Raw genomic sequence first — 24706 nt, forward strand, 5'->3', positions numbered from 1 at the left:
TTCATATTACTGGCTGTGTTTCGGCACGCTGTTGAGTTCTCAAAGAACACGCGCTCACCGCAGTCACACCAGCTTTTCGCTGGTTTACTTCCGGGGCTTTGTGTTGCCAGGCTCGTTCCGGCTTGTTTTCCGGCCCGTGTCGCTCTGACTTGGAGAACATTACACGGGGGTGTTTCGATCTCCAAATCGGGGGGTCACCTAAGCGTCTGCACCACCGCTGACCTGCACGTTCGTCACCTGGAAGACCGGATGGCGGCCGGCCTCCGCTTCGAACGCCGAGACGGCGTCACCGACCTTCGCGTCGAAGAAAGGCCTCGTCACGGGCTCCTTGCGCACGTACGCGGCCAGCACGGGCGCCGCGACGGCCGCGGAAACCTCCGTCAAACGAACTGAACGTGACCTGCGTCCCCTTCGCAGGACCGCTTCGCCGGCTGCCCGTGCGTTGCGCACCCAGTCGCGAACGCCGTACGGCGCGACGAGCCACTCCTGCCCGTCGTGGCGCATCAGGCGGATAGGGATCGTCCGCTCTTGACCACTGCGACGGCCGCGGATGGTCAGGAGGACGTAGTAGGAGGGAGCGATCCCGAGAGAGACGGCGCGACTCACGACGACGTTGCCGACGCGGCGGATGAGGTGCTGACGGTAGGTCTTGGCCACAAGGTCAATCATGGACCTGTGTACGACGTCCTTGTGATCGGTGGCGGCCCAGCAGGTCGTGCGCTCGCCCGCGCGTGCGCGCACGAAGGTCTTGACACCGCGATCGTCGATCGCCAGGACCGTGTGTGGACAGCGACCTACGGCGCGTGGGCCGACGAGCTCCCCCTACACACACCGGTAGCCGCTACGAGCACAGTGGTGCGTGCCTACGCGCACGAAGAGCATCTGATCCCGCGCACCTATGTCGTCCTCGACAACGCACGGCTGCACGAACTCCCCGACACCGTCACGGTCCTGAAGCGCCCCACCGACGCGCGCTACACGTTCAACGCCACCGGCGCGCGCAAGGGCCGTGCCGAGCAAACAGCCGTAGGCACGGCCATCGAATCGGACAGGACCGATACGACGCTGATGGACTGGCGCGATGGCGACACGTTTCTCTACGAGGTCCCGCTCGGCGGCAACCGGCGCCTGATCGAGGAGACCTGTCTGGCCCGCCGGCCCGGCATGCCCCTCGACCAGCTGCGCGAACGTCTCCACCGCAGGCTCGAGCCAGGCCGGCAGGAGGAACGCGTCCGCTTCCCCCTGGACGCACCGAGAGCCAACGGCCGTGCGTTCGGCGCGGCAGCAGGCTTCATCCACCCGGCGACCGGCTACAGCGTCGCCACCTCGCTGAGTCTCGCCCCGAAGGTCGCCCAGGCCATCAAGGCAGGCGAGGACCCCAAGCACGTCATATGGTCCCGCAACGCGCGCGTGGTGCACACACTGCGCAAACGTGGCCTGGAAGCGCTGCTCCGCATGGACGCCAACGAGACGAGGGACTTCTTCGAGCTGTTCTTCCAACTCGAAGAAGAACTGCAGCGTGCCTACCTGTCCGGCCGTGAGGACGTACGCGGTACGGCGGCTGCGATGGCAGCGTTGTTCCGCGCGGCACCGTGGCGTCTTCGCGCCAAGATGATGAACACCTGGTGAACCCGCTTGGAGCTGTTCATTCGTGCCTGCACGATCTGAGACGTGCCCGCATTGCTGGATGACGTCAGGTTCGCCTTCCAGCCGCTGTTCAACCTGAACACCGGGGGCGTCGTCGCGGTGGAGGCTCTCGCCCGGCCGCACGACGGCAGCGTGCAGGATCTTCTCCAGGCCGCCTTCCAGGCCGGTCTGCTGGCGAACGCCGACGTCGGCCTCGCCTGCCGCGCCATCCGTTCCGCGGCCGACTTCGACCTCATGCTGCCGTTGCACGTCAACCTGCTCGCGATCACGGTGGCGGACAAGCCCGAGATCATGGCGCCTCTCTACGGCGCGCTCAGGGACGCCCGCCGCTCCCCCGACAGCATCGTCGTCGAGGTGGGCGAACCGTACTCGCGGGCCAACCGCGCCCGGCTCGCCCGCGGCCTGCAGACGTTGCGCAACAACGGCTTCCGGATCGCGCTCGACTGCGTTGGCGAGGGCGACGTGCCGCTCGGCCTGCTCACGAGCGCCGCGCCGGACTTCATCAAGCTCGACCGCGAGATCGTCCGCACGCTGCCCGACGATGCCGCGCGCGGTGCGCTGGTTCGGTCGTTGGTGCACCTCGGCGAGTACACGGGCGGCCAGGTCGTCGCCGAGGGGGTGGAGACCGAGGCGGAACTGACCTACTTGCGCAAACTCGGTGTCGGGCACGCGCAGGGCAACATGCTCGCGCCGCCGCAGCGAAGACCTGCGGTGAACGCCCGCATCGCGCCCGAGGCCGTCACGGAGACGGGTGAGATCCGCCGGAGCGCCGGCCCCAGGGTCACCGACTTCCTGCACCCCGCCACCACGCTGCCCGAACACGCCACGAGCGAAGAGGTGCGTGAGGTGCTGGCGAGCCAACCTGCCGTCACGGGCGTGGTGCTCGTCGACGACGAGGGGCGCCCCAAGTGGTCCGTGGACCGCAACAGGTTCCTTCTCGCCGTTACTGGTCCATACGGGCATGCACTGCACGCGAAGCGAGAAGCCGCACGGCTCGCGGACAAGCCCCACATCATCGGTACCGAGGCGTCGGCGCTCGACCTGCTCGACGTCGTGGCGGGTGCGAACCGTGAGCGCACCAACGACGACCTCATCGTCGTGGACCACAACGAGCGGTGCATGGGTGTTGTGCGCGTTGCGGACGTTGTACGTGGTGTCGCTGAGCTCAAGGTGGAGCAGGCGGCGGCGTTGAGCCCGCTGACCCGGCTGCCCGGCAGCGACGCGATCGCGAAGGAGGTCGACCGGCGCATCGGGCTCGGCGAGATCTTCGCCGTGTCGTGGCTGGACGTCGACAGCTTCAAGCTGGTCAACGACACGGTCGGGTTCGCGGCGGGCGACGACCTGATCCGCGAGATCGGGCACGACCTGGCCGAGCTCGCGCACGCGTTTCCCGGTGTGCAGGTCGGCCACGTGGGCGGCGACGACTTCCTCGTCCTCGCCGGGCTCGACGAAACGGTGCCGTTGTCCGCCCGTTTGCTCGACAAGCCGTACACGGCGGAGGGACGACACATCACCCTCTCTCTTGCGACCCTTATCTGTGCCGCGGGGTCAGTGGGGTCGTATCGCGAGGTGTCGCGGTTGCTGGCACCAGTCAAGGAGCACGCGAAGTCGCTCGCCGGGTCCAGCTGGGTCATGGGACGCCCAGGCAGTGAACGACGTGACGTGCTGCGTGGTGTCGCGCAACGCGCGGTGAGTTGAACAAGTACAACCAAACGCCTCATGTGCGACGAGCTGATCACTCATAGCATCGTTGTCGCTACTCAGCGCACAGGAGGTTCGGCGTGCAGGTCGGCAGCAGAACTCAATCGGTACCCGCGCAACGCACGAGCATGGACGGCCTCCTCACCGTTGGGGTGGAAGAAGAATTCGTTCTCGTCGAGGCTTCCACGGGCCACTTGGCCAACCGTGCCAACGAAGTGCTCACCGGAGCCGACCGCTACCAGGTCGACCTGCAGCCGGAAATTGCGCAGTACCAGGTGGAATCGGCCAGCGGCATCTGCACCGACATGAGCGTGCTGCGGGACGAGCTCGCCGTCGCGCGCCGTGCGTTGATCGAACGGGCCGCCCGGCACGACGCCAGGCTCGCCGCGACGGGAACGCCGGTGCTGGGCCTCACGATGCCCACGCCGTTGACGAACTCCCCGCGCTACCACCGGATGGCGCAGGAGATGGGCGCGCTCACCAACGACCTCGCGATCTGCGGGTGTCACGTGCACGTCGGGCTGCCCGACGACGAGTCGAAGATCTTCGTGAGCAACCACCTGCGGCCGTGGTTGCCGACCCTGCTGGCGCTCGGCGCGAACTCCCCGTACTGGCTGGACGGCGACACCGGGTACGCGAGCTGGCGTTACGTGGTCTGGAACCGTTGGCCCACTTCGGGTGCGCCGCCGCACTTCGACTCCGCGGCCGAGTACTACGCGGCACGGGAGGAGATCGTCGCGAGCGGCGCGGCGATGGACGCCGGGATGCTCTACTGGGACGTGCGGCTCTCCGCCCGCCACCCCACGCTCGAGCTGCGGGTGTCCGACGTCGCGCCGACGGTGGAGGAAGCGGTGCTGATGGCCGCCCTCGTGCGTGGAATCGCCTCCACGGCGCTGACTTCCGGTGCCGCGCCCGCGAAGATCCCGCCGCACCTGCTGAAGGTCGCGATGTGGCGTGCGGCGCGCGACGGCCTGGAGGGCTTCGGCATCGACCCGGTGGCCGGTTCGCCGACGCCCGCGTCCACGATCGCCGCGTCGTTGCTGCGGTGGGTGCGCCCGGCGCTGGAGTTCTCCGGCGACTACGAGATGGTCAGCGACGGCATCGACCGGTTGCTGCTCGACGGCACGGGCGCGGCGAGGCAGCGCAGGGCGTTCGCACGTCGCGGCAGGCTGGACGACGTCGTGGGGTTCGTCGTAGCACAGACCTCGCCGGTCTGAGATCCATTCGACTGCGATTAATACGATCGTGTACACCTCGGGTCGGCTTGGTGTGCCTCCAAGCCGGGATCCGGTAGTTAGTGCACGTGGCCACCCCCATCTGGGCACCGGGAGTGAACGGTCCGGAGAAACCCAACACCGCACGGGTCAGGGATTACTGGCTCGGTGGCACCCACAACACGGAGGCCGACCAGCAGCTGGCGGCCCACCTCGTGTCCGCGGCGCCGCACCTGCCGTACCTGTGCCGCACGCACCGCTCGTACCTGGGCAGAGTCGTCAGGAGACTGACCTCGCTGGGCGTGCGCCAGTTCCTCGACCTGGGTTCCGGCCTGCCCACCGCGGACAACGTGCACCTCGTCGCGCCCGACGCGCGCGTGGTGTACGTCGAGATCGACCCGGCTGTGGCGAGCGAGGGTCGCGAGCTCGTCGCGGACCACCCGGACGTCTCCTACCTGTGCGCGGACCTGTGCGACCCGGAGGAGGTGCTGGGCTCGCCGGAGGTCCGCACGACGCTGGACCTGTCGGAGCCGGTCGCCGTGCTGGTGCTGGACGTGCTGCACTTCGTCCCGGACAGCGCCGAACCGCACAAGGTGCTGGCCGGTTACATGGACGCGTTGGCGCCGGGGAGCTACCTCGGGCTCTCACACACGTGCCGCGACCCGTTCATGCTGGCCGCGGTAGGGCTTTTCGGCGCGATGTACGGGGACCAGCCGTTGCCCACGTTCACGTTCCGCTACCCGGAACAGGTCGTGCAGCTCTTCGACGGCATGGAGATCCTGTCGCCGGGGGTGGTGCCGATTCCGTTGTGGGAACCGGATCCCGGCGAGATCCAGGACCGCAACCCGGAGAACTTCCACGGATGCGGCGGGCTCGCGCGCAAGATCTAGGCGAGCAAAGGGATCGCGGCCAGCACGATCGTCGCCATGACGGCCATGGACATGCCGTACCGCAGCTGTTGCCTGGCCGTCGGCATGTCCCTTGCGATCAGGAACGCCGAGCACGCCGCCACGCCCACCGCGGCCCAGACCAGCCCGAACCGGAACCACAGACCGCCTCCGACCAGCAGCAACCCGCCGACGGTGAGCTGCGTGGTCGCGTTGATCGCGTGTCTTGTGCCGTACGCGACGGCCGGAGTTCGTGAGCCCACGTGGGCGTCGCCGGCGCGGTCGGGAACGGCCCACCACAGCGCCCGGCCGGTCGCGAGCGCGGCGACACCGGAGAAGACCAGCCACACCGCGGGGTCCGCCTGTCCCCCGGCTGCCGCGTAGGCGGTCACGCTCGGCAGCAGCCCGGCGGCGATCGCCAGCACCACCGGGCCGGAGTACCCGCGCCGTTTCAGCCTGACCGGTTCGAGGTTGTAAGCCAGGTACAGCACCAGGATCAGCCCGACACCGATCGCCACCCTCCACGACACCGCGATCGCCAGCGCGATCGCGAAGATCATCTCGAAGATCGCCAGCGCGAGGACCTTGCCGGCACCGATCTCCTGCACCGCCTGTGCCAGATGGCGTTTCTCGTCGGTGTGGATGTCGTTGCGGACGTCGGCGTAGGCGTTGAGCGGGTTGCCGGAGATGATCGCGACGAAGTTCGCGAGCACCGCGATCACGACGGCGAGGTCGAACCTCGTCGCGTAGCAGGCACCCCAGGCCGCGCAGCACGCGTAGTGCATGCCGAACGGGTGCTCCAGGCGGTGGAGGTAGGTCAACGCCGGCACGTGGCCACCATCGCCACGCTCGGCGGTGGTGCCATCGCGGCGCCCCGCAGCTGGGGTGTGCAGTCGGCCGAGCTGAGCCGGACGTGCCGGTGCCGCAGCAGAGCCGTGACGATCGTGCGGATCTCCAGCAGCGCCAGGTCCTTGCCGGGACAGCGCCGCACTCCCCCGCCGAACGGGAAGAACGCGCCCGGTGGTGGCTGTGCGCGACCGGGGTCGAAGACGTGCGGGTCGGCGTAGGTGGCGGCGCGGCGGTGCGCGAGGTAAATGCTCGGGGTGATCACCATGCCTTCTCCGCTCATCCGGTTGCCGGCGAGCGTCGCGGGCGGGGACAGCCGCAGCGACTCCGCGATCGTGGCGTCGAGCAACGCCTCGTCGGTGAGCTCTTCGGCCAGGCCGGGCGTGCGGTCGATCCAGTACAACGTCCAGGCGGTCGCGGACGCCGTCGTCTCGTGGCCCGCGAACAGCAGCGAGACGACCTGGTCGCGCAGGTCCTCCTCAGGCAGACAGGCCGCGAGCGCCGGTGGTTCCGCGGTGCGGGCGCGGTGCAGCAGCATCCGGTCGAGGTGCGGGTCGAACCTGGTGGTGCCGCGGGCGAGGTAGCGGTGCGCGAGCGTGCGGACGCGGCTGCCGAGGCGGCGGTCCAGCCAGCGCGTGAACGCGGCCAGCAGCTCGTCGTCGTCGACACCGAAGACGATGCGGCCGATGATCCGCAACGTGAGGGTGCGCGTCCAGGCGGCGAGACCGACGGGATCGCTCGGAAGCTCGGCGATCGCACGTTCGACCACGTCGTCGACCAGCGCCTGATACCTGTTGCCGCGCAACAAAGGTGTGAGAGTGCGGCGGTACGCGGCGTGCTCGGCGCCGTCCAACCAGAGCACGGATCGGTTTCCCAGCAACGGGCTCAGCGTGCGACTCGGCGGGTGGCTCAGGGCGCGGTCGTTGCGGAACAAGGCCGACACGACGTCCGGGTGCCAGGCGAGCCACCGCCGGTCCCCGAGCTTGACCAGGCCGTCCTCGAAGCCCTCCACCGAGTCCAGGAACGGGATCAGCCGCAGCGTGAACCTCAGCCCGGTCCGGTTCATCGGCACACCGCGCACGCGAGGTGGAGCGCGGCCGCACCTTCGGCCTGCACGATTCTCGTTGGGGTGTAAAGGTCTTTGTCGTGCCACAAGGGCGGGTGCGGCCGGTTTCCCCACTCCTGCAAGAACTTCGCGCCGCGGGCCATCGCCCTGCTGACGTCGGCGCGGGAGTGGGACAGGATCCGGATGGCGTAGGCGGTTTCCTCGTAGGTGCCTTCCCAACGGCCCCACGAGCCGTCGGCGTTCTGCGTGCTCAGGACCCAGTCGACGGCCTTGTCGTTGCCTCGCAAGGCGTTCGTGACGCACGCCGTGGCGTAGTACGGCGAGGCGTGCCACTTGTCGAGCCAGTAGCCGCCGGGTTCCTGCATGTCGCGCAGCCACTCCTCCAGTTGCCTGTCGTGGCCGATCGCCTGGAGCGCGTGGGCGTTCGTGCTGGTCGACGGCGTGCGCTCGTTCGGGAAGCAGGCGAAGTGCCGGGCCTCGCGGTAGCGGGCGAGGGTTTCGGTGGGGCGCGGGCTGTCGCACAACGCGAGGGCGTGCAGCGCGGTGGCGGTGTCGTCGGCGTCGGCGGGAAGTCCGGGTCCGCCGGCCGCGCCGTGCCGGGTGAACGCGGCTCTGATCTGGTCCGTCATCGCGTCCGGGACGTCGAGACCGGCGGACTTCAGGGCGACGATGATCCACGAACGTTCGAACAGCGGAACCGGCACGCCGGCGGGGACGGGTCCGCCGTGGCTGCGCTGGACCGCTTCGAGGTAGTCGAGGCTCTTTCCCGGTCTGGGACCTCCCAGCTCAACGGCGGTCGCGGCGGGGCTCGCGGCGACGATGCCGTCGACGGCGGTCACCTCGGGGCGCGGGCCGAAGATCTCCAGTGTGTGCCAGAGCTTTTCGGGCAGCGGACGTTGTCTCAGCGCGTGCAGCGGACGCGGATCGAGCGGCGTGCGCAGGCCGAGTCTCTCGGCGAGGGCGGGGACGATGAGCTCGACCGCGACCGTGTCCGGCAGCTTCAGCGGACGGGTCAGGAGTTTGCGGAGCGCCTGGAGTCCTCGGCGCGCCGCCGGGTGGTCCTGGAGCGCGTCGACCGCACTCAACGTCGGGACCAGCGCGTATTCGCCGGGACCGCCCCACGTGCCGTCGGCGTGCTGGGTGTCGAGGAGGTACCGGACCCTGGCGTCGTGGCCGGTCAACCAGGGCGCGAGGGCGACGAGCCTGCCCGTCTCGTACACGGACGGTGAAAGGCCGCTCCAGGGATCGTCGGTCAGTTCCGCCAACAGCCTCATCGCGGGCCCCCGGAGATAGCAACTGCGTAACCGTAGGACCACAGAGAGTAGCACTTTGGGCCGTTGAGCCCGCAAGGGTCTAGGCCGTTCAGCGGTCCACCCTGCAGGGTGGTTTGGCCGGGCGGATCCTGTGGAACGGGCGGAGAAAAGGAGGAGGTTGTGACCACAGCACGCGAGATCATGCACCCCGGAGTGCAGTGCGTGGACGAGGACGCGAGCCTCGTCGAGGCCGCTCGCATGATGCGGGACCTCGACGTCGGATCCCTGCCGATCTGCGGCAAGGACGACCGGCTGCACGGAATCATCACCGACCGCGACATCGTGATCAGGGCCGTCGCCGCCGGGATGGACCTGGCGACGACCCGAGTGAGCGAGTTCGGCGGGCACGTGCACTGGGTCGACGCGGACGACTCGCTGGCGCACGTGCTGGAGACGATGGGAGACAACCAGATCCGGCGGCTGCCGGTGATCGACAACCACCGGCTGGTGGGCATGGTGTCGGAGGCGGACCTCGCCCGGCACCTGCCGGAGGACCAGCTGGCGTCGTTCGTGGAACGCGTCTACGCCTGAGCCACGAAGGGCTGCGGCGATTCCTTCAGGCCCGAGAAGACGGCGGCGATCAGACGCCGGCCCTGAGTCACGCCGTCGTCGTTGTTCGGGACGCGCCACAAGAAGCTCATGAGCATGATGATGTCCGCCGGGTCGTGGCCGGGGGCGATGGTGCCCTCGGCCACGCAGGCGTCGACCAGCTTCGTCACCGCCGCGATGGCGGGCCCCCACGAGGCGTTGATCATTTCCTGGGCCGCGGCGCTGTGCAGCGCGTCGCCGAGGCCGTGCTTGATGCGGATGTAGGCCGACAGCGTCTCGAACCACTCGACGAACGCGGCCTTGGCCGACGAGTGACGTGTCAGCACCTCGTCGGCGGCGACGGTCAGACGTTCGATGTCGTGCTGGTAGGCCGCCAGGATCAGGTCCTCGCGGGTCGGGAAGTGGCGGTACAGCGTTCCCGCTCCGACCCCGGCGCGTTTGGCGACCTCGCTCAACGGCACGAGCGGGTTGTCCGCGAACAGCTCGTGAGCAGCCTCGATGATCGCGACACGGTTGCGCGCGGCGGCCTTGCGCTGCGTGCCGTAGGTGCTCGGCGTCTCGTCGGTCATGGCCCAATGATGCCCTCCGATTGACTCGCGGAGGATCCTCCGCTAGTTTGGCGACCACTCGCGGAGAATCCTCCGCGTGTTCGGTCTCTCGGAAGGCACCCTCCATGCGTTACGTGAAACTCGGGAGCACGGGCCTCGACGTCTCCCCCGTCGCGATCGGCGCCATGACCTACGGCGAGCCCGGAAGCGGCCACCCCGTCTGGTCACTCGGCGAGGACGACGCCCGCCCCCTGATCAGGCACGCCCTGGACGCGGGCATCAACTTCTTCGACACCGCGAACATGTACTCGAACGGCTCCAGCGAGGAGATCCTCGGACGTGCGCTGCGCGACTTCGCGAACCGCGACGACGTCGTGATCGCGACCAAGCTGCGCCACCCGATGCGCCCAGGCCCGAACGGGAAAGGCTTGTCCCGCAAGGCGGTCATGACAGAGGTCGACCACTCGCTGCGTCGACTCGGCACCGACTACATCGACCTCTACCAGGTGCACCGCAACGATCACTCGACGCCGCTCGAGGAGACCCTCGAAGCGCTGCACGACCTGGTGAAGGCCGGCAAAGTGCGCTACCTCGGGGCGTCGTCGATGTTCGCCTGGGAGTTCGCGAAGGCCCTGCACCTGCAGAAGCTCCACGGCTGGACCCGGTTCTCCTCCATGCAGAACCACTACAACCTGCTCGCCCGCGAGGAAGAACGCGAGATGATCCCGCTCTGCCTGGACGAGGGGGTCGGGACCATCATCTGGAGCCCTCTCGCCCGCGGCCGGCTCGCCCGCGGCTGGGACGATGCGAGGTCCACCGCCCGTTCCGAAACCGATGCCTCCTACGCGGACCTCCTCTACTCACCGGAGCAGGAAGCGTCGAACCACGCCATCGTCGACGCCGTCGGCAAGGTCGCGGCCGCCCACGGCGTGAGTCGCGCGGCCGTCGCACTGGCCTGGCTGCACCGCCAGCCGGTGGTCACCGCTCCGCTGGTCGGCGCCGGGTCGATCGCGCAGATCGACGACGCGATCGCGTCGCTGGACGTCGACCTCACCGATGACGACGTGCGAGCCCTCACCACCCCTTACACCCCGCGCTACGACTGGCAGGGCGTCTCCGACGAGGCGACCATGAACGCCATCCGCGCCCGTGTCCCGGGAATGGCACTCAGGTGAGGCCGATCGTCCGCTCCGGCCCCACCGCCCGCGCCGGAGCACTCCTGATCTTCCTCGGCCCGCTGGTGTCGTGGACCGCGGAAGTCGTCACGTCGGCGGCGTGGCAGGAACCGCACTACTCGCCGTTGTACAACTGGGTCAGCCACCTGGGCCTGACAGGTCCGAGCGAAGTCGCGTTCGGACAGGTCGGCAACTCCCCGCTGGGAGCCGTCATGGACACCGGCAGGCTGACGCCGTGTTCGAGATAACGGGTTTCGCCTGATTCCCGGGCCAGCAGCGCTTGGGTGACGCGGCGCGCGAGCCTGGGGATCAGGCGTTGCCCGGCCTCTTCCGGCGGAACGAACTCGTACGACTTCAGCTCTTCGGCCTGGAGCCGGATTTCGTCCTGAGCGGTGAGGACACCGCCTTCGAACACGAAGAGGACGCGGTCGTCGTCGTTGCCCGGCGCCCAGTCGACCACGAGCAGGCGGCCGGGTTCCCTGACGAGGCCCAGCTCTTCCTCGACCTCGCGTCTGCAGGCTTCGCTCGGAGTCTCGCCGTGCTCGATCACGCCGCCGGGGATCTCCCAGTTCGGCTTGTAGGTCGGTTCGACCAGCAGGATGCGCCCTGCCTCGTCGAAGAACAGGGCGCCGGCCGCGGAGATCGGTCTGCTGCTGTGATCCACGGCTTCCTTTGTACGTTGGTCGTCCCGCCAGGACTTGAACCTGGGACCTGCCGCGTATCAGACGGACGCTCTCACCGGCTGAGCTACGGGACGGAAGTGGAAGACGAGGGTGTCGAACCCTCCACGGCGATCTTGCAAGGATCGTCTGCGCACCGGCGCGTCCCCCGTTGTTCAGTTGTCTGCGTGCCCCCACCGGGATTCGAACCTGGACTGGACGCGTTCTGAGCGCGTTGCCTCTTCCGTTGGGCTACAGGGGCGTGCGGATCCGGGGATTCGAACCCCGACTGTCATGGCCCTCAACCACGTGCCTCTACCAGTTGGGCTAGATCCACTTCGAGCGAGCGGCCGGAGGGCATCGAACCCTCTGCTTCGGTTTGGAAGACCGACGTGTCCGCCAAGTTCACCACGACCGCGTGTTTTTCTGGCAGCACCGACGGAAGGAGTCGAACCCTCGGGAAACGGGTTTGGAATCCGTTCCGCTTCCGAAGCTCGTCGGCATTGTGGGTAGCACAAAAAGAAAACCGCCCAGGGTTTCCCGTGGGCGGCTCCGAGGTCATGACCTGGGGATCAGGTCATGGCGTGGAGCCCCACGCCACCGCCAGCAGACCGCCGGCGATGAGGGCGAGAATTCGCCATCCCGCAAGCTCCGCCTTGGCAAGCATGTCTTCCTCCGGTTGATCTCTCGCTGTGTTGATGGGCCCAAGTTATGTGACGGGCGGACGGCCGTGCAACGCATTTAAACGCGTTCCAGACAGTGGATTCTCGCCGAGATCGTCGAGTTGGCGTTGCAAGCGGTCGGCGGCGTCGTCGCGGCCTTGTTGCCGGTACAGCTCCACTGCTTCGCGCCACGCTTCGCGGGCCTGGTCGTGGTGCCCGAGGGCGAGGTGGGGCCGGCCGATCTTGTCGAGCAGTTCCGCCGCCACGTAGTCGTTGCCCATCCCCCTGAACAGCGAGAGCGCCTGGAGGTAGTGGGCGACCGACTGCCGGTGGTCGCCGAGGCCGTGGGCGATGAACCCGAGACTGTGCTGGTTGGCGCCCTCACCAGTGGCGTCGCGGTGGCGTTGGTACAGGGCGAAGGCGGCGTTGCAGTGGTCGTGGGCGGTGCCGAAGTCGCCCAGGTGTGCGGCGTGCCAGCCCACCGCGTTGAGCGCGTGGGCTTCCCACACCGGCGCGTCGATGGTGCGGTAGAGGTCGAGGGCGCGGCGGGCGTGGTCCATGGCTCGCCGGTCGTCGCCCAGTTCTCCCCAGATCACGGCGAGCACCCGGTGGGTGAGCGCGTGTTCGGGAACGTCCCGGTGCAGCGCGGCCACGGCGAGAGCCTGGTCCAGGTGACCGATGGCCTCTTCGTACGAGCCCAGCCGGGCGTGGGCGCGGCCGAGGTTTCTGAAGGCGCGGCTGCGGGTGGCGGGATCCGGCAGGTGCTGTGCGGCGTCCAGGGCCGCTCGCCACACGGCGATCGCGTCGTGCACGTACCCGCGCCGGAGGTGGAAGGTGTCCATCGTCCGCGCGAGGTGCCAGACGGTGTGGTGGTCGCCGCGGGCGATCGCGGTGCGCTGGGTGGCCAGCAGCGTGGCGTATTCGGCCTGCAACCAGGCCATCGCGGCGGCGGCGTCGGGCAGCGGGTGCGGCTGGACGGCCGGTGGGTCGAGTTCCACGGGCTGGCGGTGTGGTTCCAGGAGGCGGTCGGCGGCGTGGGCGGTGTGCAGGTGGAAGTCCATCACCCGCGCCAGGGCCGCTTCCCGCACGTGGTCGGGCAGTTCGTGAGCGATGGTGGCGGCGTACTCCTGGACCAGGTCGTGCATGCCGTAGCGCCCGTGCGGCCGCCGTTCCAGCAACGACGCTTCCTCCAGCGCCGACAACGCCTTGCGCACCGCGGCCGGCGGCATGCCGGTGAGAGCGGCAGCGGCGGACAGGGTGGTGTCGGGGCCCGGTGCGATGCCCAGCAGTCCGAACAGGGTGCGTTGCTGGTCGGTGAGGTGCCGCAGGGACCACGACAGGACCGTGGGCAGGCTCGCGTCGGGGTCGTCGGAGTCCAGGGCGGCCAGGCCGAGGTCGCGCAGTTCGGTGACGAGGTCGTTCAGCAGGTCCGGCTGGCTGCGGATGCGGGCGGCGACCAGACCGAGTGCCAGAGGGAGCCCACCGCACAGGCCGATCAGTTCGGTGATCGCTTCGCCGTCATCGATCGCGGTGCTCAGCAGGGCGCGGGCTTCGGTGTCGGTCAGCACGTCGAGGTTGACGGGGTGCGCGCCGTGACGGGTGAGCAGCGCGGTGAGCCGGTGGCGGCTGGTGATCAGGACGGTGCAGGAGCTTCCGCCGGGCAGCAGCGGCACGACCTGGTCGGGAGCGGCGGCGTTGTCCAGCAGGACCAGCATCCGTTTGCCGGCCGTGTGACTGCGGTAGAGCGCGGCGAGGGCGTCCGGGTCCTGCGGCTGGTGCCGGCGGTCGACGCCCAGTGCGGTCAGGAAGCCGGCGAGCACGTCGGTGGCGTCCTTGGGATCACCGGGGCTGAAGCCGCGCAGGTCCACCGCCAGCTGCCCGTCGGGGAACCGGTGCAGGTTGAGGTGTGCCCACGTGAGAGCGAGCCAGGTCTTGCCGATGCCACCGGTGCCGCTGATCGCGGTGGTGAGGGCGCGGTCGAGCTCGGCCAGCTGGGCCACGCGGCCGGCGAACCGCGTCGGTGCGGCCGGCAGCTGGGCGGGCACCACCCGGGGCGGGCGCGTTCCCGCCGCGACGAGGGACAGGGCGGGATCGGCAGTCAGGATCCGCTGGTGCACGTCCTGGAGCGCGGGGCTGGGATCGGCGCCCAGTTCCTCGACCAGCCGTTTCCTCAGCCGTTCGTGGTGCTCCAGGGCGTCCGCGGTGCGCCCTGCCTGGTGCAGCGCCAGCATGAACTGGCCCGCGACCAGTTCGTCCAACGGATGTTCGGCGGCTCGTGCGGCGAGCTCGACCACCAGGTCGACGCCCTGACCCAGGCGCAGCCGCACGTTCGTCAGCTCGTGCTGCGCGGCCAGCCGTTCCTGCTCGAGCCGGTCGCCTTCCGCTTCGGCCCACTCGCCGTGCACGCCGGTCAACGCGTGTCCGCGCCACAGCTGCAGCGCGCGAGTCAGCAGTTGAGCCGTCTGCTCGTCGTCGGCTTCCGCATCGGCCGCAGCACGCAGGTCGCGGAACCCGTGCAGGTCCGTCACGGGCTCTGACAGGGCGTAGCCACCGGAGCGACGCACGATCGTCACGCCGTCGGGGCCGCTCAACGCTCGGCGCAGCCGGGAGATGTAGTTGTGCAACGTCGACCGCGTCCGCGGTTCCGCGTCGGCGCCCCAGACCCGCTCGACCACCCGGTCGACCGGTACGACCCGCCCGGCGTCGACCGCCAGAGCGGCCAGCACGCAGCGCTGTCTCGGTGTGCCCAGGTCCACCGGCCGTCCGTCCGCCTCAGCGCTGAACTCGCCCAGCAGACGCACCAGCACACCCATCGCCTCCTCGTGGCCCCCGGACATAGTGGCCTGAGCAGCGCCGTACAGAAAACCTGTGAGCGTTTCACATGCTCGGCCACGCATCCTGGCACCGGGTCGCTCCCCTGGTGGCCCGAATGGCGAACGGCGCGCAACCTGGGGGATGCGCGCCGTTCGACAAAATTCAGGAATCAGACGGTGAAGCCCAACGCCCGCAACTGCTCGCGGCCGTCGTCGGTGATCTTCTCCGGGCCCCACGGCGGCATCCACACCCAGTTGATGCGGAAGTCCGACACCAGGCCGCCTCCCGTACCGCCGGTCAGCGCCGCACGGGTCTGGTCCTCGATGACGTCGGTCAGCGGGCAGGCCGCCGACGTGAGCGTCATGTCGATGGTGGCGACGTTCTTCTCGTCGATGTGGATGTCGTAGACGAGACCGAGGTCGACGACGTTGATGCCGAGCTCCGGGTCCACGACGTCGCGCATCGCCTCTTCCACGTCGTCCAGTGCGGCGACGTCGGCCTTGGGCTCGAAGACCGGCATGCCTTCCGCGCCGCGAACGACCTCTTCCGACTCGGTGCTCATGCTGCTCCCTGGCTTCGTGCGACTGCGTCCTTGAACGCCATCCAGCCCAGCAGCGCGCACTTCACGCGTGCCGGGTACTTCGCGACACCGGCGAACGCGATGCCGTCCTCCAGGACGTCCTCGTCGGGCTCGACCTGACCGCGGCCCTGCATCAGCTCGACGAACGCGTCCATCTTCTTGAAGGCCTCGCCCACCGGCTTACCCACGACGAGGTCGGTCAACACCGACGTCGAGGCCTGGCTGATCGAGCAGCCCTGGCCGTCGTAGGAGACGTCCTGCACCACGTCGTCGACGACGTGCACCCGCAGCGTCACCTCGTCGCCGCAGGTCGGGTTGACCTGGAACGACTCGGCGTCGTACGGGTCGCGCAGGCCGCGGCCGTGCGGGTTCTTGTAGTGGTCCAGGATGATCTCCTGGTACATCTGCTGGAGCTGCATCAGGCCACCCCGAAGAACTTCTGCGCCTCGCGGACGCCGTCGACCAGTGCGTCGACCTCGTCCAGCGTGTTGTACAGGTAGAACGACGCGCGCACGGAGGACTGGGCGTTCAGGCAGCGGTGCAGCGGCCACGCGCAGTGGTGACCGACGCGGACCGCGATGCCCAGACTGTCCAGCACCTGGCCGGCGTCGTGCGGGTGGACGCCCTCGATCTCGAACGGCACGGCGCCGCCGCGGTCGACCGCGTCCTGCGGGCCGAGCAGCCGGACACCCTTGATGCCCGAAAGACCTTCCAGCGCCGCAACGGTCAGCGCGTGCTCGTGCGCGTGGATGCGTTCCATGCCCACGACGCTGAGGTAGTCCACCGCAGCACCCAGACCGACGGCCTGAGACGTCATCGGCGAACCGGCCTCGAAGCGCTGCGGCGGCGGGGCGAACGTCGAGCCCTCCATCTTCACCAGCTCGATCATCGAGCCGCCGGTGATGAAGGGAGGCAACGCCTCCAGCAGCTCACGACGCCCGTAGAGGACACCGATGCCGGACGGGCCGAGCATCTTGTGCCCGGAGAACGACGCGAAGTCCACTCCCAGCGCGTGGAAGTCGACCGGGCCGTGCGGCACGGACTGGCACGCGTCCAGCACCGTGAGCGCGCCGACCTTCTGCGCCGCGGCGACGAGCACGTCGACCGGGTTGATCACGCCGGTCACGTTCGACTGGTGCGTGAACGCGACGACCTTGGTGCGCGGCGTGATCACGTTGTCCACATCGGACAGGTCGAGACGACCGTCCTGCGTGAGCTTGAACCACTTCAGCGTCGCGCCGGTGCGTTGCGCGAGCTGCTGCCACGGCACGAGGTTCGCGTGGTGCTCCATCTCGGTCACGACGATCTCGTCGCCGGGACCGACGACGAAACGCGCGGCCTCGGGGCCGGACGTGGCGGCGTTGCCCATCGCGTACGCCACGAGGTTGAAGCCCTCGGTGGCGTTCTTGGTGAACACCAGCTCGCCGAAGTCGGCGCCGACGAAGTCCGCGATGCGCTGACGCGCACCCTCGTACGCGTCGGTCGCTTCCTCCGCGAGCTGGTGGGCACCGCGGTGCACAGCGGCGTTGTGCTGCTGCAGGAACGCCTTTTCCGCGTCCAGAACCTGCGTCGGGCGTTGCGAGGTGGCGCCGGAGTCCAGGTAGACCAGGCGCTTCCCGTCACGAACGGTGCGAGACAGGATCGGGAAGTCCGCCCTCAGAGCGGTCACGTCCAGTGGTGCTGCGGTGGTGGTCACAGCGCCTCCTCTCAACACCTGTAACGTCAGGAAAGGGCTGCTGCTTCCGACTTCCCGGTGTACTTCACGTAACCCTCGGACTCGAGCACGTCGGCGAGCTCCGGACCACCGGACTCGACGATGCGGCCGTTCGCGAACACGTGCACGAAGTCGGGCGAGATGTACTTGAGGATCCGGGTGTAGTGCGTGATCAGCATGACGCCGACCTCACCGGAGGCCTTGTAGCGGTTGACGCCCTCGGACACGACGCGCAGCGCGTCGACGTCCAGACCGGAGTCGGTCTCGTCGAGGATCGCGATCTTCGGCTGGAGCAGGCCCAGCTGCAGGATCTCGTGGCGCTTCTTCTCACCGCCGGAGAAGCCCTCGTTCACCGAACGCTCGGCGAACGCCGGGTCGATGTCGAGGTCGGCCATCGCACCCTTGACCTCCTTCACCCAGTGGCGGAGGGCCGGGGCCTCGCCGCGGACGGCGGTGGCGGCGGTGCGCAGGAAGTTCGACATCGAGACCCCGGGCACCTCGACCGGGTACTGCATCGCGAGGAACAGGCCCGCGCGGGCGCGCTCGTCGACGGACATCTCCAGGACGTCCTCGCCGTCGAGCGTGACGGTGCCCGAGGTGATCGTGTACTTCGGGTGACCGGCGATCGCGTACGACAACGTGGACTTGCCGGAGCCGTTGGGGCCCATGATGGCGTGGGTCTCGCCCGCCTTGATCGTCAGGTCGACGCCCTTGAGGATCTCCTTGGGGGCGTCCTCGCTGACGACCGAGACGTGCAGGTCCTTGATCTCAAGCGTGGCCATGACTACCTAAATCTCCTGGTGCTGAAGTCAGTTCGTGGTGACGGTGACATCGACGAAGACGTCTCCGTCACGGATGTCGACGGCGTAGACGTCGACCGGTTCGGTGGCGGGCAGCGAGGAGGGCTTGCCGGTCTCCAGGTCGAAGCACGACCCGTGCAACCAGCACTCGATCCCCTTGCGGGAGACCTCGCCCTCGCTCAACGACACCGCGGCGTGCGAGCACTCGTCCGCCAGCGCGTGCACCCGCTCGCCCTTGCGCACCAGGACGATCGCGGTGTCGTCGACCTCGGCGGCGAAAGGCTTGCGTTCGTCCAGATCGGACAGTGCACACACCCGGATCACGCCCCGACCGCCTCGAGCTCTGCCTCGATGGCGGCCTCGAGACGCTCGCGCACCTCGGGGACGGCGATCTTCGCGATCAGCTCCTGGAAGAAGCCGCGCACGACGAGACGACGTGCCTGCTCCTCCGGAATGCCGCGCGCCTGCAGGTAGAACAGCTGCTCGTCGTCGAACCGGCCGGTGGCGCTGGCGTGGCCCGCACCCTCGATCTCGCCGGTCTCGATCTCCAGGTTCGGCACCGAGTCGGCACGCGCGCCGTCGGTGAGCACCAGGTTGCGGTTGAGCTCGAAGGTCTCGGTGCCCTCGGCCGCCACGCGGATCAGCACGTCGCCGATCCACACGGTGTGCGCGCCCTCGCCCTGCAGCGCGCCCTTGTAGACCACGTTGCTGCGGCAGTTCGGCTGCGAGTGGTCGATGAACGGCCGGTGCTCCTGGTGCTGACCCGCGTCCGCGAAGTACAGCCCCTGCAGCTCCGCGTCGCCGCCCTTGCCCGCGTACTGCACGACCGGGGTGACGCGGACGACGTCGCCGCCCAGGGTCACGACCGTGTGCTTGACGGACGCGTCGCGACCGAGCTTCACGTGGTGCTGCGAGACGTGCACGGCGTCGTCGGCCCAGTCGTGGATCGCGATCACCTGGAGGTGCGCGCCGTCCGCGACGAGGAACTCGACGTTCTCGGCGTACGCACCGGAACCGCGGTAGTCCAGGACGACCGTGCCCTCGGCGAACTGCGACGCCTTGACCACGACGTGGCCGTAGGCGACCTGCCCGGAACCGGCGCCGGTCACCGTGACGGTGGTCGGCTCGGACTTCGCGTCACCGGGCAGCGTCACGACGGTGGCGTTCTCGAACGACGAGTACGCCTGCGCCGCGATGCGGTCACCGGGAACGCCGGCCTTGCCGAGGCGCTCGTCGTCGCGACCGACGGTCTCGACGGTGACGCCTTCGGGAGCGTTCACCTCAACGGCAGCGGAACCCGTTGCCGCAGCACCGCTGTGAAGGCCAGCGAGACGCTTGAGAGGCGTGAAGCGCCAGATCTCCTCACGACCGCCCGGCACCTCGAACGCGTTCACGTCGTACGACGTGAAGTGCTCCGCGCGCGAGGTGACCGGAACGACGGCACCGTGGGAGTGAGGTTGAGTCGACAGGGCGGCCATGTCAGCCGACGGCCCCTTCCATCTGCAGTTCGATCAGGCGGTTGAGCTCGAGGGCGTACTCCATGGGGAGCTCGCGCGCGATGGGCTCGACGAACCCGCGCACGATCATCGCCATGGCCTCGTCCTCGTTCAGGCCGCGCGACATCAGGTAGAACAGCTGGTCCTCGGAGACCTTCGAGACCGTGGCCTCGTGACCCATCTGCACGTCGTCCTCGCGGACGTCGACGTACGGGTAGGTGTCCGAACGGCTGATGGTGTCGACCAGGAGCGCGTCGCACTTCACCGTGGACTTCGAGTGGTGCGCCCGCTTGTTGACCTGGACCAGGCCGCGGTACGACGTGCGGCCACCGCCACGCGCCACCGACTTCGAGATGATCGTCGAAGAGGTGTGCGGCGCCAGGTGGACCATCTTCGCGCCGGCGTCCTGGTGCTGGCCCTCGCCCGCGAACGCGATCGAGAGGACCTCGCCCTTGGCGTGCTCGCCCATCAGGAAGACGGCCGGGTACTTCATGGTCACCTTGGAACCGATGTTGCCGTCGATCCACTCCATGGTCGCGCCCTCTTCTGCCTTGGCGCGCTTGGTGACCAGGTTGTAGACGTTGTTCGACCAGTTCTGGATCGTCGTGTAGCGGCAGCGGCCGCCCTTCTTCACGATGATCTCGACGACAGCCGAGTGCAGCGAGTCGGACGAGTAGATCGGCGCGGTGCAGCCCTCGACGTAGTGCACGTAGGCACCCTCGTCGACGATGATCAGCGTGCGCTCGAACTGGCCCATGTTCTCGGTGTTGATCCGGAAGTAGGCCTGCAGCGGGATGTCGACGTGGACACCCTTCGGCACGTAGATGAACGAGCCACCGGACCAGGTCGCGGAGTTCAGCGCGGAGAACTTGTTGTCGCCGGCCGGGATGACGGAGCCGAAGTACTCCTTGAAGAGCTCCGGGTGCTCCTTCAGGCCCGTGTCGGTGTCCAGGAAGATGACACCCTGCTGCTCCAGGTCCTCGCGGATCTGGTGGTAGACCACCTCGGACTCGTACTGAGCCGCGACACCGGCGACGAGGCGCTGCTTCTCAGCCTCGGGGATGCCGAGCCGGTCGTAGGTGTTCTTGATGTCCTCAGGCAGGTCTTCCCAGCTCTGAGCCTGCTTCTCGGTCGAACGCACGAAGTACTTGATCGAGTCGAAGTCGATCCCAGAGAGGTCGGCGCCCCAGTTCGGCATCGGCTTGAGGTCGAAGAGCTTGAGCGCCTTCAACCGGTACTCGAGCATCCACTCGGGCTCGTCCTTCTTCGCCGAGATGTCGCGAACGACGTCCTCGCTGAGGCCTCGGCGGGCGCTCGCGCCGGCAACGTCCGAGTCGGCCCAGCCGAACTCGTAGTTGCCGAGAGACGCGATGGTCTCTTCCTGCGTGAGCGGAGACTGCACCGTGGTGGGCGTGCGCTGCTCGGCAGCGGCAGTCATGCGGGCTCCCCTCCATCATCTGGGATGAGCTTTCCGGCAGAGCCGGGTTGAACGTTCGGGATGTGCGTCGTGCACACGGCGTGGCCGCTTGCGATCGTCGCGAGGCGCTGAACATGAGAACCGAGGAGGTTCGCGAAAGCTTCCGTCTCGGTCTCGCACAGCTGGGGGAACTCAGCCGCCACGTGGGCTACCGGGCAGTGGTGCTGGCACAACTGCTCGCCCACGCCGACGTGACGTGCCGACGCAGCGTAGCCCTCCCTGGTCAGCGCGGCGGCGAGGGCCTTGGCCCGTTCGGCGGGTGTGGCCTGGGCCACGATCGCCGCTCGGTGCCCCTCGACGAGCGCGTCGACACGACTCTGCGCGAACGCCTTGACCGCTTCTTCCCCACCCGTCTGGGCGAGGAACCTGATCGCGGCGACCGCGAGGTCGTCGTAGGCGTGGCCGAACCGGGCACGTCCGGCGTCAGTCAGCAGGAAGAGCTTCGCGGGACGGCCACGACCGCGTTGGGTCTGGCGAGGTGCGTCCCTCGTGATCGCCTCGCCGTCCGCGAGCAGTGCGTCGATGTGACGGCGCACGGCCGTGGGGCTGATGCCCAGTTCCTCGGCGACAGCCGCCGCGGTGACCGGACCCTGCTCCAGCAGAAGCCTGGCGACGGCGCGCCGAGTCTTGCCGTCGTGCTGTTGCACGGCGTCAAGGTGGGTCTCGGCGTTTTTCACAACACCAGTGTTGCGTATTTAGCCGGAGGTCGCAAAGATCGCGGTCACAGGGTGACCTGACTCACGGCTGAGACGGGCTGGATACCCTGCCCACATGCCCACCAACGGCGGAGCCACGACTCCGGAGAGCGACCTCTTGAACGGTCGAGAGCGTCGCCAGCTGGACATCGTCCGCCGCTGGGGCACCATCGGGGCACTGCTCCTGACGGTCGGGTCGCTCGGCGGTGGCGCCGCGCCCATCTACTCGCCGCTGTACGGCGTGCCCGTGCTCGGGCTCTTCTCGCGGATGCCTTCAGTCGCGATGGGGGTCGTCTGGACCGGCATCTTCATGATCGTGTCGGCCTGGCTGGCGCTCGGACGGTTCGTCCGCCCCGGCCGGCCGCGCCTGATCTCACGCGGCCAGATGGACCGCACGTTGCTGATGTGGACCGTGCCGCTGGTGTTCTGCGTGCCGATGTTCTCGCGGGACGTGTACTCGTACCTGGCGCAGAGCGAGATCGCCGCACGTGGGTTGGACCCGTACGTCCTGGGCCCGGCCAACGCTCTTGGTGTCGACCACGTGCTCACGCGCGGTGTGCCGAACATCTGGCGTGAGACGCCGGCGCCGTACGGACCGCTGTTCCTGGCGTTCGGCCGACTGACCGCGATGCTGACCGGCGACCACGTCGTGTCGGGCGTGTTCGTGCACCGCCTGCTGGTGCTGTGCGGCCTGGTGATGATCGTGTGGGCACTCCCCCGCCTGGCCGCCCGCTTCGGCGTCCCCCCGGTCGGCGCGCTGTGGCTGGGCGCACTGAACCCGCTGGTGCTGTTCCACATCGTCATCGGCGTCCACAACGACGGCCTGGCCCTGGGCCTGATGCTGGTCGGGTTCGAACTGGCGATGCGCGGCCTGGAACCGTTGAAGTGGACGTGGATCACCCTGGGCGCCGCGGTCATCGTGTGCGGCGCGATGGTGAAGGTCCCCGCAATCGCGGCCCTGGGCTTCCTGGGCGTGCTGGTGGCCCGCAAGCTGGGCGGCCAACTCAAACACCTGGCCCTGGTGGCCGGAATCATGACAGTCATAGCCGCCGTCGGTGTGGTCGCGATCTGCCTCGGCACGGGCTTCGGCTTCGGCTGGATCTCGACGCTGAACGTGGCCTCGACGGTGAAGTCGTGGATGTCGCCCCCGACCGCGCTGGGCTTCCTCGGCGCGGGCACCGGAATCATGCTCGGCCTGGGCAACCACACCGAAGCGATGATCTCGCTGACCCGCCTGCTGGGCCAGGGCATCTCCATCGTGATCACGGTGATCCTGCTGTGGCGCAGCTTCAAGGGCCGGATCAAGGCGATGAACGGCCTGGGCGCGGCACTGGGCGCGATCCTGGTGCTCGGCCCGGTGCTGCAACCCTGGTACGTGCTGTGGGCCGCGCTGCCGTTGGCCACAGCGGTCGTGGGCCCGAAGTTCCGCACGTTCGCGATGGTCACCTCGGCGGTGATCGCGGTGATCCTGCCGCCCACCGGCTCGGCTTTCGACGGCCGCGCCTACACGGTGCCGCAGGCCGTCGCGGGCGCGGTGATCACGTTCGCGGTGTGCGTCCTGATCGCCCGAAAGCGAGTCGGGCCGTTCCTGAAGTCCGACCCGGCGTGATCATGCGTTGTCGCCGTCGCGCAGGGAATGGATCATGCTCCGGAGAATGTGCAGTGCGGTTGACTGCTCGTCCTCCGTCAGCCCGGCCAGCATCCTGAGCTCGACGGACCTGACGGCAGCGGTCGCCTTCTCGAGGCTCTGCCGCCCTTTGGGCGTGAGGCGCGTCGGCAGAACCTTCCCGACGGGCGCCTCCCTCGTGACTTCGCCGTCCCGTTCCAGGGCCTGGAGCAGCACGTTCATCGTCTGCCGGGTCACGAACGCGCCTCGCGCGAGCTCCGAGTTGGACAGGCCTTCTCGCTGAGCCAGCAGCTCCAGGCAGGCGTAGTGCGTGACGTTCATCCCCAGCGGCCGCAGCACTTCCTCCATGGCCACGCGCAGGGCGCTCGACGCTTCCTTCAGCAGGTAGCCCAGTGACGTGTTGAGATCGATGCCGTCTTGACTCATGTCAGTATCCTGACATAGGTTGGGATGTGTCAGAAAACTGACACGTCTTTGATCTAGGAGCATCACATGCCTGTCACTGGTCCCGACTTCATCTCGCTCCAGGCGCGGGATCTCTCCGCCTCGCAGGCGTTCTACGAGCGGTACCTGGGGCTGGTCCGCTCGCAGGCCGGGCCGCCGCACGCCGTGGTCTTCGAGACTCAGCCGATCGCGTTTGCGCTGCGGGACGTTGTTCCTGGCACGGATTTGGGTGCTCAGCCTGGGGGCGGGGTTGCGGTTTGGCTCCACGCCACGGATGTTCAGGCGATTCACGATGCTCTTGTGACTGATGGTCATGTCATCGTTTCTGCGCCGATTGATGGGCCTTTTGGGCGGACTTTCACGTTTGCTGACCCTGATGGGTATCGGGTTACGCTTCACGATCGCGCTTGATGGTTTGCGGGGCCGTCGGCTGGGGTGGTTCGGCGCGGATTCCAGCCGGGGTGGTCACCTACCGTTGCCGTGTCGCCTCGTATTGATGGGCGCGTGGGTCGTATGACGAGCCGGGTCATTTCATCGCCGCTTCGCGACGATTGCGATTGGGGCTTGATGCGATGAAGGAGCGGGGCCTCGCTCCTGGTGGGTCCCGAGTGGACACTCGGGTTGCCTAGTTCTCAACGCAAGGGAGGCCCCTGGTGTCTGAGTATGACGGAAAGCAGTTCGTCGGGATCGATCTGCACCGGTCTCGTTCGGTGATCGTGCGGTTGACCACGGCGGGTGAGCGGCTGGACGCGGTGCGGATCGTGAACGATCCGATGGCGCTGGTGGCGGAGA

At 68.3% G+C, this 24706-nt stretch carries 24 protein-coding genes and 4 tRNA genes; 8 read left to right on the top strand and 20 right to left on the bottom strand.

Annotation, left to right across the window (positions count from 1 at the left end; translation table 11 throughout):
• Positions 1–198: 198 nt before the first annotated feature.
• The gene (locus tag ACFOWZ_RS40660) at positions 199–657 is read right to left on the bottom strand and encodes a nitroreductase family deazaflavin-dependent oxidoreductase (RefSeq protein ID WP_382379317.1); all 459 of its coding nucleotides are present in this window, start codon (positions 655–657) and stop codon (positions 199–201) included.
• Positions 658–675: 18 nt separating this feature from the next.
• Here ACFOWZ_RS40660 and ACFOWZ_RS40665 point away from each other — a divergent pair, with 18 nt between their 5' ends.
• The 4 genes from ACFOWZ_RS40665 to ACFOWZ_RS40680 all read left to right on the top strand — a co-directional run bounded on the left by ACFOWZ_RS40665 (position 676) and on the right by ACFOWZ_RS40680 (position 5452).
• Complete coding sequence (locus tag ACFOWZ_RS40665; RefSeq protein WP_382379318.1) at positions 676–1629, top strand: lycopene cyclase family protein; 954 nt, start codon at positions 676–678, stop codon at positions 1627–1629.
• Between the two features lie 42 nt (positions 1630–1671).
• On the top strand, positions 1672–3345 hold the full coding sequence (locus ACFOWZ_RS40670; protein WP_382379319.1) for a GGDEF domain-containing protein: 1674 nt from the start codon (positions 1672–1674) through the stop codon (positions 3343–3345).
• Positions 3346–3476: 131 nt separating this feature from the next.
• Positions 3477–4565 carry a carboxylate-amine ligase gene (locus ACFOWZ_RS40675; RefSeq protein WP_382379320.1) on the top strand — a complete coding sequence of 363 codons (1089 nt, stop codon included), beginning with the start codon at positions 3477–3479 and terminating at the stop codon, positions 4563–4565.
• 86 nt (positions 4566–4651) lie between these two features.
• Positions 4652–5452, top strand: a complete 801-nt coding sequence (locus ACFOWZ_RS40680; RefSeq protein WP_382379321.1) for an SAM-dependent methyltransferase — start codon at positions 4652–4654, stop codon at positions 5450–5452.
• Here the strand turns inward: ACFOWZ_RS40680 and ACFOWZ_RS40685 are convergent.
• From ACFOWZ_RS40685 to ACFOWZ_RS40695, 3 genes are read right to left on the bottom strand one after another with little or no spacing between them, the layout of a single operon-like run.
• Positions 5449–6279, bottom strand: a complete 831-nt coding sequence (locus tag ACFOWZ_RS40685; protein ID WP_382379322.1) for a UbiA prenyltransferase family protein — start codon at positions 6277–6279, stop codon at positions 5449–5451. The genes ACFOWZ_RS40680 and ACFOWZ_RS40685 overlap by 4 nt on opposite strands.
• Positions 6267–7361 carry a cytochrome P450 gene (locus ACFOWZ_RS40690; protein ID WP_382379323.1) on the bottom strand — a complete coding sequence of 365 codons (1095 nt, stop codon included), beginning with the start codon at positions 7359–7361 and terminating at the stop codon, positions 6267–6269. The genes ACFOWZ_RS40685 and ACFOWZ_RS40690 overlap by 13 nt, the downstream gene beginning before the upstream one ends.
• Positions 7358–8635: a prenyltransferase/squalene oxidase repeat-containing protein gene (locus ACFOWZ_RS40695; RefSeq protein WP_382379324.1), complete on the bottom strand. Its 1278-nt coding sequence runs from the start codon at positions 8633–8635 to the stop codon at positions 7358–7360. Before ACFOWZ_RS40695 ends, ACFOWZ_RS40690 begins: the two co-directional genes overlap by 4 nt.
• A gap of 159 nt (positions 8636–8794) precedes the next feature.
• Between ACFOWZ_RS40695 and ACFOWZ_RS40700 the strand changes: the two genes are divergently transcribed.
• Positions 8795–9205, top strand: coding sequence for a CBS domain-containing protein (locus ACFOWZ_RS40700; protein ID WP_382379326.1), 411 nt, complete (start codon positions 8795–8797; stop codon positions 9203–9205).
• On the opposite strand, the gene ACFOWZ_RS40705 is transcribed toward ACFOWZ_RS40700, so the two are convergent.
• The gene (locus ACFOWZ_RS40705) at positions 9196–9792 is read right to left on the bottom strand and encodes a TetR/AcrR family transcriptional regulator (RefSeq protein ID WP_382379327.1); all 597 of its coding nucleotides are present in this window, start codon (positions 9790–9792) and stop codon (positions 9196–9198) included. The two genes, ACFOWZ_RS40700 and ACFOWZ_RS40705, sit on opposite strands and share 10 nt — an antisense overlap.
• 104 nt (positions 9793–9896) lie before the next feature.
• Here ACFOWZ_RS40705 and ACFOWZ_RS40710 point away from each other — a divergent pair, with 104 nt between their 5' ends.
• Complete coding sequence (locus ACFOWZ_RS40710) at positions 9897–10946, top strand: aldo/keto reductase (protein WP_382379328.1); 1050 nt, start codon at positions 9897–9899, stop codon at positions 10944–10946.
• A 115-nt stretch (positions 10947–11061) separates the two neighbouring features.
• Here ACFOWZ_RS40710 and ACFOWZ_RS40715 read toward each other — a convergent pair whose 3' ends face one another.
• The 14 genes from ACFOWZ_RS40715 to ACFOWZ_RS40780 all read right to left on the bottom strand — a co-directional run bounded on the left by ACFOWZ_RS40715 (position 11062) and on the right by ACFOWZ_RS40780 (position 21795).
• Positions 11062–11610 carry an NUDIX domain-containing protein gene (locus ACFOWZ_RS40715; RefSeq protein ID WP_382379329.1) on the bottom strand — a complete coding sequence of 183 codons (549 nt, stop codon included), beginning with the start codon at positions 11608–11610 and terminating at the stop codon, positions 11062–11064.
• Between the two features lie 16 nt (positions 11611–11626).
• Positions 11627–11703, bottom strand: a tRNA-Ile gene (locus ACFOWZ_RS40720).
• Between the two features lie 91 nt (positions 11704–11794).
• Positions 11795–11867, bottom strand: a tRNA-Leu gene (locus ACFOWZ_RS40725).
• Position 11868: 1 nt separating this feature from the next.
• Positions 11869–11942, bottom strand: a tRNA-Leu gene (locus ACFOWZ_RS40730).
• Between the two features lie 8 nt (positions 11943–11950).
• A tRNA-Gly gene (locus ACFOWZ_RS40735) sits at positions 11951–12023 on the bottom strand.
• Between the two features lie 291 nt (positions 12024–12314).
• The gene (locus ACFOWZ_RS40740) at positions 12315–15104 is read right to left on the bottom strand and encodes an AfsR/SARP family transcriptional regulator (protein ID WP_382379331.1); all 2790 of its coding nucleotides are present in this window, start codon (positions 15102–15104) and stop codon (positions 12315–12317) included.
• Between the two features lie 146 nt (positions 15105–15250).
• Entirely contained in the window at positions 15251–15643 is a 393-nt protein-coding gene (locus ACFOWZ_RS40745) for a metal-sulfur cluster assembly factor (RefSeq protein WP_030470338.1), read from the bottom strand.
• Positions 15640–16080 carry a Fe-S cluster assembly sulfur transfer protein SufU gene (gene sufU / locus ACFOWZ_RS40750; protein WP_030470337.1) on the bottom strand — a complete coding sequence of 147 codons (441 nt, stop codon included), beginning with the start codon at positions 16078–16080 and terminating at the stop codon, positions 15640–15642. Before sufU ends, ACFOWZ_RS40745 begins: the two co-directional genes overlap by 4 nt.
• Positions 16080–17357 (bottom strand): cysteine desulfurase, encoded by a 1278-nt coding sequence (locus ACFOWZ_RS40755; protein WP_382379332.1) that lies wholly within the window; start codon positions 17355–17357, stop codon positions 16080–16082. The genes sufU and ACFOWZ_RS40755 overlap by 1 nt, the downstream gene beginning before the upstream one ends.
• 26 nt (positions 17358–17383) lie before the next feature.
• Positions 17384–18157, bottom strand: a complete 774-nt coding sequence (gene sufC, locus ACFOWZ_RS40760) for a Fe-S cluster assembly ATPase SufC (protein WP_382379333.1) — start codon at positions 18155–18157, stop codon at positions 17384–17386.
• A 27-nt stretch (positions 18158–18184) separates the two neighbouring features.
• Positions 18185–18499 (bottom strand): non-heme iron oxygenase ferredoxin subunit, encoded by a 315-nt coding sequence (locus ACFOWZ_RS40765; protein ID WP_382379334.1) that lies wholly within the window; start codon positions 18497–18499, stop codon positions 18185–18187.
• Complete coding sequence (gene sufD / locus ACFOWZ_RS40770) at positions 18496–19653, bottom strand: Fe-S cluster assembly protein SufD (RefSeq protein ID WP_382379335.1); 1158 nt, start codon at positions 19651–19653, stop codon at positions 18496–18498. Before sufD ends, ACFOWZ_RS40765 begins: the two co-directional genes overlap by 4 nt.
• A gap of 1 nt (position 19654) precedes the next feature.
• On the bottom strand, positions 19655–21109 hold the full coding sequence (gene sufB / locus ACFOWZ_RS40775; protein ID WP_112262854.1) for a Fe-S cluster assembly protein SufB: 1455 nt from the start codon (positions 21107–21109) through the stop codon (positions 19655–19657).
• The gene (locus ACFOWZ_RS40780; RefSeq protein ID WP_236704017.1) at positions 21106–21795 is read right to left on the bottom strand and encodes a helix-turn-helix transcriptional regulator; all 690 of its coding nucleotides are present in this window, start codon (positions 21793–21795) and stop codon (positions 21106–21108) included. Before ACFOWZ_RS40780 ends, sufB begins: the two co-directional genes overlap by 4 nt.
• Before the next feature lie 124 nt (positions 21796–21919).
• Between ACFOWZ_RS40780 and mptB the strand changes: the two genes are divergently transcribed.
• Positions 21920–23452: a polyprenol phosphomannose-dependent alpha 1,6 mannosyltransferase MptB gene (gene mptB, locus ACFOWZ_RS40785; protein ID WP_382379336.1), complete on the top strand. Its 1533-nt coding sequence runs from the start codon at positions 21920–21922 to the stop codon at positions 23450–23452.
• On the opposite strand, the gene ACFOWZ_RS40790 is transcribed toward mptB, so the two are convergent.
• Positions 23453–23896: a MarR family winged helix-turn-helix transcriptional regulator gene (locus ACFOWZ_RS40790; protein WP_382379337.1), complete on the bottom strand. Its 444-nt coding sequence runs from the start codon at positions 23894–23896 to the stop codon at positions 23453–23455.
• 66 nt (positions 23897–23962) lie between these two features.
• On the opposite strand from ACFOWZ_RS40790, the gene ACFOWZ_RS40795 reads away from it, so the two are divergent.
• Complete coding sequence (locus ACFOWZ_RS40795) at positions 23963–24325, top strand: VOC family protein (protein ID WP_382379338.1); 363 nt, start codon at positions 23963–23965, stop codon at positions 24323–24325.
• The last annotated feature ends 381 nt before the right edge of the window (positions 24326–24706 follow it).

Origin of the sequence: Lentzea rhizosphaerae, assembly GCF_042649515.1 — a bacterium.
Taxonomy (GTDB): domain Bacteria; phylum Actinomycetota; class Actinomycetes; order Mycobacteriales; family Pseudonocardiaceae; genus Lentzea; species Lentzea aerocolonigenes.